We start from the raw sequence: 12,759 nt of genomic DNA on the forward strand, positions 1-12,759 counted from the left end.
CGCCGCTCGGCCGGGCTCCGGCGGCACCGGCCGGTCCCCGGCAGGCGCGGATGCCGCGAGGCGGGCGGTCGCGCTCCGGATCCCGCGCCGACGTGCTGCGCAGCCCGCGAGAGAGCAAGTCCTCGCGGCCCGCAAGAGAGCAAGTTCTGATCCAGCCCGCCAGAGAGGAAATTCTGGCCGAGCCGCGAGAGAGGAAGTTCCCGCGCGGCGCGCGGGAGAGGAAATGCTGGCGCGGCCGCGAGAGAGCAAGTTCTGGCGCGGCCCACGAGAGAGCAAGTTCTGAACCAGCCCGCGAGAGACCAAGCTCTCGGCCCGCGTGCCATCGGCCGGCGAAAGCCCTTGGTGCCGTCGCCGCACATCTGGCTGTCCGACCCAACACCACCCTGCACCCTCCCCAGCTATCCCAGCGCGGATGGAGCCCCGCCCGCGGTCCGGCCGCCAGTCTGCCGCACATGCGGGAACGGTCTGCCGGTCACCTCCCCCGATCCCGCTGGCCCCAGCTTCCCCTAAAGCCGCGCGCGACCGGAGCATTTTCGTCAACTGGCCACAGGCGACCGTAGAAAATGCGACAAGACGAAGGAATCTAGCGCATGATCCGGTCCAACGTGAAGGACCTCGCATGCCAGCGAGGCCACGATCGCAGTCTCAACAGGCCCTGCAGGCCGTGCGCGGCAGGATCGCACAGGCGCAGGGCAGAAACGAAAGAGCCCAAGCACATCGCGCCGAGCCGTCAGTATCAGCCACCAACCCCCGGGCGACACGGCAGCCGCAGCGACTGCGTCAACCCATCCAACGCAACAGCAGGCAGCGTCTCAGCGGCCGGCACGCGTTACCCGACACGACGTTACGCGACACAACCGAACAGCATGCGTTACGCGACACAACAGACGGGAACGTACCCCCAGACGCGCATCGAGGCCGCCACGTGGCACCCCGTTAAACAGGCACGCCGTACACCGTTAAAAGGGCCCGCCGTTAAGAACGGCCACCGCTGAGCGGGCCCGCCAACAAGATGCCCCGCCCATTAAGCGGACCCGCCATCATTTAAAAGGCCCGCCATCAAGAGAGCCCGCCGCACTTGCCGCACGGAACACCCCAACCATGTCACACCGAACCGCAGTGCCTCCACGGCGAGGTGAGAAAGCTGGACGCACCGCGGCGCCCTGTTCCGCCTCCCTCTCGATACCGATGCACCACGCCAATAGCGCACCACGCTATAGAATGCGAAGACACGACAGGACGCCGACAGGCACGGGCACCGGCATCCCTCCGCTCCGCCCCGGTCAGGCCTCCTGCTCCGCCTTCCCGTCAGGCACACCCAAAACGCGCATCACGCCCCCGGAACCTCACCGACATCTCAGGCAGCGCTCCCGTCCCGCGCCGACGCGATGCGTGCGTACGGTCTCAGGCGTGCCAAACGCGCCAAGCAACAGCCTGTTTCAACGCCTGCAGGCGCGCGCGATGCAGAGATGCAGAAACACGCGGTGCAGAAACAGACAGGTCCTGCCGGTCTCCTCCCATCAAGCCGATTCCTCGAAGAGCTCGCGGCCGATCAGCATACGGCGGATCTCCGACGTCCCGGCGCCGATCTCGTAGAGCTTGGCGTCGCGCAGCAGGCGGCCCGTCGGATAGTCGTTGATATAGCCGTTGCCGCCGAGGCACTGGATCGCCTCGAGCGCCACCCAGGTTGCCTTTTCCGCCGCGAACAGGATCGCTCCCGCTGCATCCTTCCGGGTGGTCTGCCCCCGATCGCAGGCCCGAGCCACGGCGTAGACATAGGCACGCGCGGCATTCAGGGTGGTGTACATGTCGGCGATCTTGCCCTGGATGAACTGAAATGTCCCGATCGGCTGCCCGAACTGTTTGCGATCGTGCACATAGGGCAGCACCGTATCCAGGCACGCCTGCATGATGCCGAGCGGCCCCGCCGCCAGCACCGCCCGCTCGTAATCGAGGCCCGACATGAGCACGTTGACCCCCTTGCCGACCGCCCCGAGCACATTTTCCTCGGGCACCTCGCAATCTTCGAAGACCAGCTCGCCCGTGTCCGAACCCCGCATTCCCAGCTTGTCGAGTTTCTGCGCCACCCGAAAGCCCTTGCTCGAGGTGTCCACGATGAAGGCGGTGATGCCGCGGGGCCCAGCCGCGGGATCGGTCTTGGCATAGACCACGATCACATCGCCGCCGGGGCCGTTGGTGATCCAGAACTTGGTGCCGTTCAGGATATAGCGGTCACCCCGCTTTTCGGCACGCAGCCGCATCGAGACCACGTCGGATCCCGCGCCGGGCTCGGACATGGCGAGCCCACCGAGATGCTCGCCCGAGATCAGCTTCGGCAGGAACCGGCGCTTCTGCTCGTCCGTGCCGTTCCGGCGGATCTGGTTGATGCAAAGATTGGAGTGGGCGCCGTAGGAAAGCCCGACCGCTGCCGATCCCCGGGAAATCTCCTCCATGGCGACGCAATGCTCGAGATAGCCGAGGCCCGCACCGCCATGCTCCTCCTCGACTGTGATGCCGTGCAACCCGAGCGCGCCGAGCTTGGGCCAGAGATGCCGCGGGAACTCGTTGGTCTGATCGATGGCAGCGGCTATGGGCGCGATCTCGTCCGCCGCGAAGGCGCGAACCGTATCGCGCAGCATGTCGGCTGTGTCGCCCAGCCCGAAATCGAGCGATCGGAAATCGTTGGGACGCATCGTGACCTCCAGACGCGGAAAGCAAGTCTAATCCCGCCTAGCGACCCTCGCCAGCCGTATCAAGCGAAATGAAGATCATCCCCAGGCCGCGGGGCTTAGCGCTTCCTGAACCGCAGATGAGCCTCGCCCTTCTTGTTCAACAGCCCCATGAACCAGCCATCGCCGCGATAGACCTCGCCACATTTGCGATCTCCGCCCGTCCACACCGCGAAGGAGATGCAGAGCTTGTTGCCGCTGATTTCCCATCGTCCGGCATCATACTTGCCGTCCGAGTAACCCTTCAGCCGTCCGTCCGCGTCCGCACCGATGATAAGCGTGCGCCGGTTCTTCCACACGGCCTCGAACTTGCCAGGGAACAGCGCCCTCAGCATCCGGCCGGTCATGGGCTGAGCGGGCAGTGCAGCAGGTGTCGGCTGCGAGCTCGCCCCTGCCCGCCGGTCGGGCGCCTGCGCAGCGGCCTGCCCTGACGACAGCTCTGCTTCCGGCTGTCCGCCGGCTGCCTGCTGAGCCACCGCAGCGTTCATTGGACCAAGCATCAACATGACCAAGAGAACGGCACAGCGCATGCCCAACTCCCATCGTCTCGACAATCGCATGCCAGCCTGAGCACCCAACCCAAACCGACTATGCGCCTGATCGTCCAATGAAAAGGTTAGCAGAAACCAATATGAGGCTTGGGCAACGCGTCTGGGTCGCCCCGTCGCGACCGAAGATCAAAGCCCTCGGCAGATGCGCGCCGTTAGCGTGATCCCCGAACCGAAGGTCCGCGGGTAGCAAAACGTTGGGAACCGGTTTTCGGCAAAGATCAACGCTCAAGCAAAGGATTAGAACGGCACCTCGTCGTCAAGCTCTTCGGAGAAGCTCTGCGCAGGACGGCGCTGGCCGCGATCCATCGGGCCGGAACGGCCGAAGTCGCCGGCAATGTCCTGCACATCCCCTCCCGCTCCCGGTCGACCATCCAGCATCGTCAAAGTCGCGTTGAAACCTTGGAGCACCACCTCGGTGGTGTAGCGGTCATTGCCGTTCTGATCCTGCCATTTCCGGGTCTGCAGCTGCCCTTCCACATAAACCTTGGACCCCTTCTTCAGGTATTGCTCGGCAACCTTGCACAAGCCCTCGCTGAAGATCACGATGTTGTGCCACTCCGTCCGCTCCTTGCGTTCGCCGCTCTGGCGGTCGCGCCAATTCTCCGTCGTCGCCAGGCTGAACGACGCGACCGGGCGACCATCCTTGGTGTGCCGGATTTCGGGATCCTTTCCGAGATTGCCGATGAGGATCACCTTGTTCACCGAACCTGCCATGAGACTTCTCCTTTCGGCACACGTCCTGTTTGCCGCCACCCTAGCGCGCTTGCCGGGCATTCACCACCCCCGGTCCCCTGTTCCCACAGGAAGGCCCCCATCCGCGCATTTGTTTCCTTTTTGTTCTATGACATCCTGCTTCCTCACGCAATGCTTTTCCTGAACGGCATTTTGCGTCTGGGGAAAACTCACACAATCCGCCGTCGTCGGAAGAAACAGGTCGGCGTTTCTTTTGAATGACTTGCATTGTCCCTGCAGCCTGAACTCTCGCGACGCGGCGCCGTCTCCGAAAGGCCGCATTGCCAAAGCCAGGCCGGGCCACTACGTTCCAGCGGCGCAACGGTCGCAACATGCACCATTGACGTCCATCGGGAATTTTGTTCTTGTATTGTTCCAACCGCAATCCGGCGGGCGGAGCGCTGTCAGGGCGACAAGCACGGCCTGTCGTCGCCTTGTGGAAATGTCACACCCATGAGCAACGATCTTGGCCCCTCCTCTTCGCGTAAGGTCCTGTCCATCCAGGGCGCGCGGGAGCACAACCTCAAGAACATCTCGCTCGAGCTTCCGCGCGACAAGCTGATCGTGTTCACCGGGCTGTCGGGTTCCGGCAAGTCGTCCCTCGCTTTCGACACGATCTATGCGGAGGGCCAGCGTCGCTATGTGGAATCGCTGTCGGCCTATGCGCGACAGTTCCTCGAGATGATGCAGAAGCCCGATGTCGATCAGATCGACGGGCTCTCGCCCGCCATCTCCATCGAGCAGAAGACCACCTCGCGCAATCCACGCTCCACCGTCGGCACGGTGACCGAGATTTATGACTATATGCGGCTGCTGTTCGCGCGGGTTGGCATTGCCTATTCCCCCGCGACCGGGCTTCCCATCGAGAGCCAGACCATTTCTCAGATGGTCGACCGCATCCTGGAGATGCCGGAAGGCACACGGCTGTATCTGCTCGCCCCCGTTGTGCGCGGCCGCAAGGGCGAGTACAGGAAAGAGTTGGCGGAGCTGCAGAAGCAGGGTTTCCAGCGGGTCAAGATCGATGGCGAGTTCCATGAGATCGAAGATGCGCCCGCCTTGGACAAGAAGTTCAAGCACGATATCGACGTGGTGGTCGACCGAATCGTCGTGCGCCCGGACATTGCCGGCCGGCTGGCGGACAGCCTGCAGACCGCGCTCGGCCTCGCCGACGGCATCGCCATCGCCGAACATGCGGATGAAAGGGACGAACGGGGCAATCCGCGCCGGGTGACGTTCTCCGAGCGCTTCGCCTGCCCGGTGTCGGGCTTCACCATCGATGAGATCGAGCCGCGGCTCTTCTCCTTCAACAACCCGTATGGCGCCTGCCCGCGCTGCGACGGACTGGGAACGGAACTCAAGTTCGAGGGCGAGCTCGTCGTGCCGGACCCCAGCCTTTCCCTGCGCCGCGGCGCCGTGCTGCCATGGGCGAGAACCGGCAATACCTCCCCTTATTACGTGCAGACCCTCGAGGCCCTCGCCAAGCATTACGGCGTTAGCATGGACACGCCCTGGCAAGAGCTGCCGGAGAGCGTGCGCAATGTGATCCTCTACGGTTCGGCGCCGGAAGAAATCACCTTCGTCTATAATGACGGCGTGCGCAGCTACAAGACCCATAAGGTCTTCGAAGGGGTCGTCACCAATATCGAGCGCCGCTGGCACGAAACGGAATCATCCTGGGTGCGTGAGGAGCTCTCGCGCTTCCAATCGGATCACCCCTGCGAAGCGTGCGGGGGCTATCGCCTGAAGCCACAGGCGCTCGCGGTCAAGATCGCAGGCCTGCATATCGGCCAAGCCACGGAAAAATCCATTCGCGAGGCGCAGGCCTGGTTCGATTCGATCGAGGTCTCGTTCACGCCCAAGCAGCAGGAGATCGCCGGACGCATCCTCAAGGAGATCCGGGAGCGGCTGCGGTTCCTGGTGGACGTGGGTCTGGATTACCTCACGCTCTCGCGCAATTCCGGCACCCTTTCCGGCGGCGAGAGCCAGCGCATCAGGCTGGCGAGCCAGATCGGTTCCGGGCTCACCGGGGTGCTCTATGTGCTCGACGAGCCCTCGATCGGCCTGCATCAGCGCGATAATGCGCGGCTGCTCGACACGCTCAAGCGCCTGCGCGACCTGGGCAACACGGTAATCGTGGTCGAGCATGACGAGGATGCGATCCGCCTGGCCGACCATGTCGTGGATATCGGCCCGGGCGCGGGCGTGCATGGCGGCGAGATCGTGGCCCAGGGCACGCCCGAGCAGGTCATGGCCTCGCCCCATAGCCTCACCGGCCAATATCTCACCGGCATGATGCAGGTTCCCGTGCCGCGCCAGCGGCGCAAGCCGAGCAAGAACAGAATGCTCAAGGTGGTGGGCGCACGCTCGAACAACCTGAAGAATGTGAGCGCTGAAATCCCGCTCGGCCTCTTCACCTGCGTCACCGGCGTCTCGGGCTCCGGCAAGTCGACCTTCACCATCGACACGCTGTACCGCGCAGCCGCGCGCAAGCTGATGAGCAGCCGCGAGCAGCCGGGCGCCCACGACCGGATCGACGGGCTCGAACTGTTGGACAAGATCATCGATATCGACCAGTCGCCGATCGGCCGCACGCCCCGGTCAAATCCGGCCACCTATACCGGCGCCTTCACGCCGATCCGCGAATGGTTTGCCGGCCTGCCCGAGGCAAAGGCCCGCGGTTACCAGCCGGGGCGCTTCTCCTTCAATGTCAAGGGCGGGCGCTGCGAGGCCTGCCAGGGCGACGGTCTGATCAAGATCGAGATGCATTTCCTGCCGGACGTCTATGTCACCTGCGACGTCTGCCACGGGCACCGCTACAACCGCGAGACCCTGGAGGTGAAGTTCAAGGGCAAGTCCATCTCCGATGTGCTCGACATGACGGTGGCCGAGGCGAAGGAGTTCTTCAAGGCCGTGCCGGCCGTGCGCGAGAAGATGGAAACGCTCGACCGCGTCGGTCTTGGCTATATCAAGGTGGGACAGCAGGCCACCACCCTCTCCGGCGGCGAGGCGCAGCGCGTCAAGCTCGCCAAGGAGCTGTCGCGGCGTGCCACAGGCCGCACCTTGTACATTCTGGATGAACCGACCACCGGGCTGCATTTCCATGACGTGGCAAAGCTCCTGGAGGTGCTGCACGAGCTGGTGGAGCAGGGCAACAGCGTGGTGGTCATCGAGCATAATCTCGAGGTGATCAAGACCGCCGACTGGATCATCGATTTAGGTCCCGAGGGCGGCGACGGCGGCGGCGAGGTCGTGGCGGTCGGCACGCCCGAGCAGGTGGCCGCCAGCCCGCGCTCGCACACGGGCAGGTTCCTGAAGGAGGTTCTGCAGCGGCATCGGGCAAGCCGCAGGGCTGCGGCCGAATGACGAGGGCAGGCTCGCCGCGATGTCGGAACCCTGCCCGCGAAGGCTTGTTTCCCAGAGCAATCTCGCAAACTCAGGAGCAAGCCATGCATGACCTTTCAGGCAAGAAGATCGTCATCGTCGCCACCCATGGCTTCGAGCAGTCGGAGCTCGAAGTGCCGCGCGACCGCCTGCGGTCGGCCGGCGCCACGGTGCATGTGGCCTCGCCCGAGGCCGAGAAGATCAAGGGCTGGGATATGAAGGACTGGGGCCGGGAGGTTCCGGTCGATCTCACCGTTGACCAGGTCAAGGCCGACGACTACGACGCCATCGTCATACCCGGCGGCCAGATCAATCCGGATCTGCTGCGGATCAACGAACGAGTCCTGGCGCTGATCCGTGATTTCGACCGCCAGAAGAAGGTGATCGCGGCCGTGTGCCATGGCCCCTGGCTCTTGATCGAGACCGGCATCATCAAGAATCGCAAGGCCACCTCCTACAAGTCGATCAAGACCGACATGCTGAATGCCGGTGCCCAATGGGTCGACCAGCCTGTGGTTACGGACCAGGGCATTATCACCAGCCGCAACCCGGGAGATCTGGAGGCCTTCTCCAACAAGATCGCCGAGGAGATCCTCGAGGGGCGCCACATGCAGCGGCAGAGCGCCTCCTCGCAGGCAGCAGAGTGAGGCCTCGCTCCGGCCAGTCGGCCCCCGGCCAGCCGGGGACCGGCAAGCCGGTAAGGCTGAGGCGCGCGCGTGGCCGCCGCATGAGCAGCGCATGATCCCGAGCCGAAGGCTGGCGGGATGAGGTGGAAAGCACCTGTTCCCTTGACCGGCTTTCGGTTCGCAGAGATGACGCTTACACGCGCCCGAGCGGATCCGGGCCGAATCGGTTCGGCCCGGGGGTGCCTTCGAGCAGCCCGAGATTGATCAGTGCCCAAAGGAAACCGACCACGGGAATGAACAGCAGCAGCACCCACCAGCCGCTCTGGTCGCGGTCGTGGCAGCGCTTGATATGGATGCAGAGGGTCAAGAACAGGAGAACGAGATTGGTGAGATAGGCCAGCAGACCATCGGAGCCAAACAGCAGATAGCCGATGAACGACAGCACGAGCACGGCCAGCATGCCGAGCCACCACAAGGCCCGCCCGATCCGTCCCTGGTAATCGAGCAGCAGAAACTTCCAATCGATCGACGTCATATCCCCTCCGCCAGCGCCACCTTGGAATGCGATCCATTGGCGCTCACCTTCTATAGAACGCAGCGAGAAGCAGCTCGGCCTTTGCCTGGAAGCCTAAGCATTTTTCGAGCGAAGTGGATACCGGTTCGCGTGAAGAAAATGCGACCAAGCAAGACCTTGATCTGCGGTTCCGCGATTCGAAGAAAAGCGGAAATGCTCAAGAGCTTTTCGCCTGCTCACCTCTGCCCCTCGGCGGCAGGGAACAGCGCGACCCGGCTGAAGGTCAGCCCGACCTGCTGGCCGACCCGCAGATTGATCAAGGCCGCAGAGTCCGCTTCCACCACCGACGAGCCGTCGGCCAGCGCGATTTCCGCGCGCCGGAGTGCCCCGTGCCGGCGAATGGCGCGCACCACCCCCGGCAGGTCGCCCGGCGATCTCGGCCCCAGCAGGATGTCTTGCGGGCGCACGAAAACCGTATAGCGCCCGTCCCGGGGCACCTCGACCGGCAGCTTGATCGGCCGCTCATACAGCAGGGCGTCGCCCTTTTCCACCTGGACCACGAATCGGCTCGCCTCGCCGATGAACCCGGCGACGAAGGCGGTTGCGGGCTCGTCATAGATTTCGTCCGGCGTGCCCACCTGCTCGATGCGGCCATTGCTCATGACCACCACCCGATCGGCGAGTTCCAGAGCCTCGTCCTGATCGTGGGTCACGAACACCGTGGTATGGCCGGTCTGGTCATGCAGCTCGCGCAGCCACCGCCTGAGGTCCTTGCGCACCTTGGCATCCAGCGCCCCGAACGGCTCGTCCAGCAGCAGGATGCGCGGCTCGATGGCCAGCGCGCGGGCCAGCGCCACCCGCTGCCGCTGACCGCCCGAGAGCTGCGCCGGATAGCGCTTCTCAAACCCCTCGAGCTGAACAAGGCGGATGAGATTGAGCGCGCGCTCGCGAATGTCCCGCCGTGACGGACGCGTTCCCCCGGGCCTCACCTTGAGGCCGAAGGCGACGTTGTCCAGCACGGTCATATGGCGGAACAGCGCGTAATGCTGGAAGACGAAGCCCACATTGCGTTCCTGCACCGACAAGCGCAGCGCATCCTCGTCCCCGAAGAGAACGCGGCCGCCACTCGGCTCGTCGAGCCCGCCCAGAATGCGCAGCAGCGTGGTCTTGCCGGAACCGGACGGCCCTAGCAGGGCGATGAGCTCGCCCGGCCTGATCGCCAGGGAAACGTCGTGCAGGGCGGGCGTGTCGCCGAACGACTTGCGCACCCCCTCCACGGTCACGGCAATCGGCTGGCCCCACGCGCCGGCAGCCTTCGGCTTCGGCTGCGCGGTGGCTTCTGCCTCGAAGGCGGCAATGAACGGGTTCGCAATCGCATCAGCAGCCATAATGCCCATCCTCAGTGCCGCACCGTGCCCGCCAGCTCGGCAGCAAAGCGCCATTCCAGGAATGTTTTCACCACCAGCGTCACCAGCGCAAGCAAAGCCAGCAGCGAGGCCACCGCAAAGGCCGCCACAAAAGCATACTCGTTGTAAAGGATTTCCACATGCAGCGGCATGGTGTTCGTCTCGCCCCGGATATGGCCCGACACCACCGAAACCGCGCCGAACTCTCCCATCGCCCGCGCATTGCAGAGCAGCACGCCGTAGAGCAGGGCCCATTTTGCGTTGGGAATGGTGATGAACAGAAAGGTCTGCCAGCCCCGCGCGCCCAGGGATAGCGCGGCTTCCTCGTCCTGCTTGCCCTGGTCCTGCATCAGCGGGATCAGCTCGCGGGCAACGAACGGGAAAGTGACGAAGATCGTCGCCAGCACGATGCCCGGCACCGCGAAGATGATGGTGATCCCGTGCTCCTGCAGCCAGGGCCCGAGATAGCCATGGGCCCCGAACAGCAACACGTAGATCATGCCCGAAATCACGGGAGAGACCGAGAACGGCAGGTCGATCAGGGTGGTGAGCAGGCTCTTGCCCTTGAACTCGAACTTGGCGATGGCCCATGAGGCGGCAAGGCCGAAGACGAGATTGGCCGGCACCGCGATGGCGGCCACCAGCAGCGTCAGTCGGATGGCGGCCAGCGTGTCCGGCTCGGTGATCGCCTCCATATAGGCCGCAAGGCCCTGGCGCAGCGCCTCCGCGAACACCAGCACCAGCGGCGCCAGCAGAAACAGCACGAGGAAGGCCACGGCGATGGCGATGGCCAGCAACCTCACCCAGCGCGGTTCGTTGGTGACCCCGGTGCGCCGCGCAGGCGGCGCGGGCAGCGCCGCATCAACCGTGGCCATAGCGCCTCCGCCCATAAGCCTGAACCAGATTGAGCAACAGCAGCGTCCCGAAGGCGATCGCCAGCATGGCCGTGGCGATGGCCGTGGCCCCGGCATAGTCGAATTCCTCGAGCTTGATCGCGATCAGCAGCGGCGCGATTTCCGAGACATAGGGGATGTTGCCGGCAATGAAGATCACCGACCCATATTCGCCCACCGCGCGGGCAAAGGCCAAGGCGAAGCCGGTGAGCAGCGCCGGCAGCAGAGCCGGAAGCACCACGCGCGCGAGGGTCTGGTGGCGGCGGGCGCCCAGGGTTGCTGAAACCTCCTCCTGCTCGCGGTCGAACTCGGCGAGCACCGGCTGCAGCGTGCGCACCACGAACGGCAGCCCGACAAAAGTCAAGGCGATGATGATGCCCAGCGGCGTGTAGGCGACCTTGACGCCCAATGGCTCCAAGAACTGCCCCATCCAGCCCTTGGGCGAATAAAGCGCGGTCAGCGCGATGCCGGCCACGGCGGTCGGCAGCGCGAACGGAAGGTCGACGAAGGCATCGAACAGCCGCTGGCCCGGAAACCGGTAGCGCGTCAGCACCCAGGCGACCAGCAGGCCGAAAACCGCATTGACGCAAGCCGCAAGCAGCGAGGTGCCGAAGCTCACCTTGAGGGCGGCGAGGGTCCGCTCGTCCGTCACCAGGCTCCAGAACTGCGCCCAGCCCATGGAGGCCGTGCGCAGCACGAGCGCCGCCAGCGGCAGCAGGACGATGAGGCTCAGATAGGTCAAGGTGAAGCCGAGGGCGACGCCGAAGCCCGGAAGCACGCTTGGTTTCACCAGACCCAGTCGTCGCGCAGGCGTCATCGGCAAGATCCCCTACTTGCCCGGTCGGTAGAGCTGATCGAAAATGCCGCCGTCGCCGAAATGCTCATCTTGCATCTTGTCCCAGCCGCCGAAGCGCTCGCCGATGGTGAACAGCTTCACATCCGGGAACGGCTGCAGCAAGGCCGGATCGACCCCCTCCCTGTTAACCGGACGGTAATAGTGCCGTGCGGCGATGGTTTGGCCTTCCGGTGAATAGAGATAGCCGAGATAGGCCGTCGCCACCTCGGTGGTGCCCTTCCTCTCCGTATTGCCGGTGACGACCGCCACCGGCGGCTCCGCCAGAATGGACGTGGGCGGGGTGACGATTTCGAGCTCGCCCGATCCGAACTGCTTCAACGCCAGGAATGCCTCGTTTTCCCAGGCCAGCAGCACGTCGCCGATCCCGCGCTGCACGAAGGTGGTGGTCGCCCCGCGGGCACCGGTGTCGAGCACCGGCACATTCTTGAACAGCGCCGCGATGAACGCGCGCGCCTCTTGCTCGCTGCCATACTTGTCTTGGGCGAAGGCCCATGCCGCAAGATAGTTCCAGCGCGCGCCGCCCGACGTCTTCGGGTTCGGCGTGATCACCTGGACCCCTTCCCGGACGAGGTCATCCCAGTCCCCGATGTTTTTCGGATTGCCCTTGCGCACCAGGAACACGATGGTCGAGGTATAGGGCGCGCTGTTCGCCGGGAATTTCGATTGCCAGTCCTGCGGGATCTTGCCTGTTGCCTTGGCGATCGCGTCGATGTCGGCCGCCAGTGCCAATGTCACCACGTCCGCATCGATCCCGTCGATCACCGCGCGGGCCTGCTTGCCCGATCCGCCATGCGATACCCGCACCCGCAGCCTGTCGCCGGACTGCTCCTGCCAGTGCCTGGCGAAGGCTTCGTTGAAATCGCGATAAAGCTCCCGGGTGGGATCATAGGAAATATTCAAAAGACTGATGTCTTTGGCGCCGGCATGCGAGCCGAGCGCCATCAGCAGAATTGCCACTGCCCCCACAAACAGGCGCGAAGCGAGCGAACGGTAGGTCATGGGGTGACCCTCTTCGTAAATGCCGGGTTAATCTCGACTTATCCGCTAGACTTTGTCAATACTGTGCGAGCG

At 64.4% G+C, this 12,759-nt stretch carries 10 protein-coding genes; 2 read left to right on the forward strand and 8 right to left on the reverse strand.

Features of this window, described 5'->3' with window-relative positions; translation table 11 throughout:
* Positions 1-1,520: 1,520 nt before the first annotated feature.
* From E4P09_RS09130 to E4P09_RS09140, 3 genes are all read right to left on the reverse strand, one after another.
* The gene (locus E4P09_RS09130) at positions 1,521-2,693 is read right to left on the reverse strand and encodes an isovaleryl-CoA dehydrogenase (protein WP_137389321.1); all 1,173 of its coding nucleotides are present in this window, start codon (positions 2,691-2,693) and stop codon (positions 1,521-1,523) included.
* A 95-nt stretch (positions 2,694-2,788) separates the two neighbouring features.
* Positions 2,789-3,217, reverse strand: coding sequence for a hypothetical protein (locus tag E4P09_RS09135; protein ID WP_137389322.1), 429 nt, complete (start codon positions 3,215-3,217; stop codon positions 2,789-2,791).
* Positions 3,218-3,517: 300 nt separating this feature from the next.
* Positions 3,518-3,994, reverse strand: coding sequence for a single-stranded DNA-binding protein (locus tag E4P09_RS09140; protein ID WP_137389323.1), 477 nt, complete (start codon positions 3,992-3,994; stop codon positions 3,518-3,520).
* Between the two features lie 471 nt (positions 3,995-4,465).
* On the opposite strand from E4P09_RS09140, the gene uvrA reads away from it, so the two are divergent.
* A complete protein-coding gene (gene uvrA / locus E4P09_RS09145; RefSeq protein WP_137389324.1) occupies positions 4,466-7,375 on the forward strand; it encodes an excinuclease ABC subunit UvrA in 2,910 nt (969 codons plus the stop codon).
* An 83-nt stretch (positions 7,376-7,458) separates the two neighbouring features.
* Positions 7,459-8,040: a type 1 glutamine amidotransferase domain-containing protein gene (locus E4P09_RS09150; RefSeq protein ID WP_137389325.1), complete on the forward strand. Its 582-nt coding sequence runs from the start codon at positions 7,459-7,461 to the stop codon at positions 8,038-8,040.
* Between the two features lie 172 nt (positions 8,041-8,212).
* On the opposite strand, the gene E4P09_RS09155 is transcribed toward E4P09_RS09150, so the two are convergent.
* The 5 genes from E4P09_RS09155 to E4P09_RS09175 form a co-directional block, all read right to left on the reverse strand.
* Positions 8,213-8,554: a DUF805 domain-containing protein gene (locus E4P09_RS09155; RefSeq protein ID WP_137389326.1), complete on the reverse strand. Its 342-nt coding sequence runs from the start codon at positions 8,552-8,554 to the stop codon at positions 8,213-8,215.
* 215 nt (positions 8,555-8,769) lie between these two features.
* Positions 8,770-9,822: a sulfate/molybdate ABC transporter ATP-binding protein gene (locus E4P09_RS09160; protein WP_239025181.1), complete on the reverse strand. Its 1,053-nt coding sequence runs from the start codon at positions 9,820-9,822 to the stop codon at positions 8,770-8,772.
* A gap of 110 nt (positions 9,823-9,932) precedes the next feature.
* The gene (gene cysW / locus E4P09_RS09165; protein ID WP_137389328.1) at positions 9,933-10,814 is read right to left on the reverse strand and encodes a sulfate ABC transporter permease subunit CysW; all 882 of its coding nucleotides are present in this window, start codon (positions 10,812-10,814) and stop codon (positions 9,933-9,935) included.
* Positions 10,801-11,649 carry a sulfate ABC transporter permease subunit CysT gene (cysT, locus tag E4P09_RS09170; protein ID WP_137389329.1) on the reverse strand — a complete coding sequence of 283 codons (849 nt, stop codon included), beginning with the start codon at positions 11,647-11,649 and terminating at the stop codon, positions 10,801-10,803. Before cysT ends, cysW begins: the two co-directional genes overlap by 14 nt.
* Before the next feature lie 12 nt (positions 11,650-11,661).
* Positions 11,662-12,687, reverse strand: a complete 1,026-nt coding sequence (locus E4P09_RS09175; protein ID WP_275406459.1) for a sulfate ABC transporter substrate-binding protein — start codon at positions 12,685-12,687, stop codon at positions 11,662-11,664.
* Positions 12,688-12,759 lie beyond the last annotated feature (72 nt).

Source organism: Rhodoligotrophos defluvii (assembly GCF_005281615.1).
GTDB lineage: Bacteria > Pseudomonadota > Alphaproteobacteria > Rhizobiales > Im1 > Rhodoligotrophos > Rhodoligotrophos defluvii.

What these genes read in the sequence shown, in the direction of transcription:
- E4P09_RS09130 (WP_137389321.1), bottom strand. Translation starts at nt 2,693, where the DNA reads ATGCGTCCCAACGATTTCCGATCGCTCGATTTCGGGCTGGGCGACACA.
- E4P09_RS09135 (WP_137389322.1), bottom strand. Translation starts at nt 3,217, where the DNA reads ATGAACGCTGCGGTGGCTCAGCAGGCAGCCGGCGGACAGCCGGAAGCA.
- E4P09_RS09140 (WP_137389323.1), bottom strand. Translation starts at nt 3,994, where the DNA reads ATGGCAGGTTCGGTGAACAAGGTGATCCTCATCGGCAATCTCGGAAAG.
- uvrA (WP_137389324.1), top strand. Translation starts at nt 4,466, where the DNA reads ATGAGCAACGATCTTGGCCCCTCCTCTTCGCGTAAGGTCCTGTCCATC.
- E4P09_RS09150 (WP_137389325.1), top strand. Translation starts at nt 7,459, where the DNA reads ATGCATGACCTTTCAGGCAAGAAGATCGTCATCGTCGCCACCCATGGC.
- E4P09_RS09155 (WP_137389326.1), bottom strand. Translation starts at nt 8,554, where the DNA reads ATGACGTCGATCGATTGGAAGTTTCTGCTGCTCGATTACCAGGGACGG.
- cysW (WP_137389328.1), bottom strand. Translation starts at nt 10,814, where the DNA reads ATGGCCACGGTTGATGCGGCGCTGCCCGCGCCGCCTGCGCGGCGCACC.
- cysT (WP_137389329.1), bottom strand. Translation starts at nt 11,649, where the DNA reads ATGACGCCTGCGCGACGACTGGGTCTGGTGAAACCAAGCGTGCTTCCG.
- E4P09_RS09175 (WP_275406459.1), bottom strand. Translation starts at nt 12,687, where the DNA reads ATGACCTACCGTTCGCTCGCTTCGCGCCTGTTTGTGGGGGCAGTGGCA.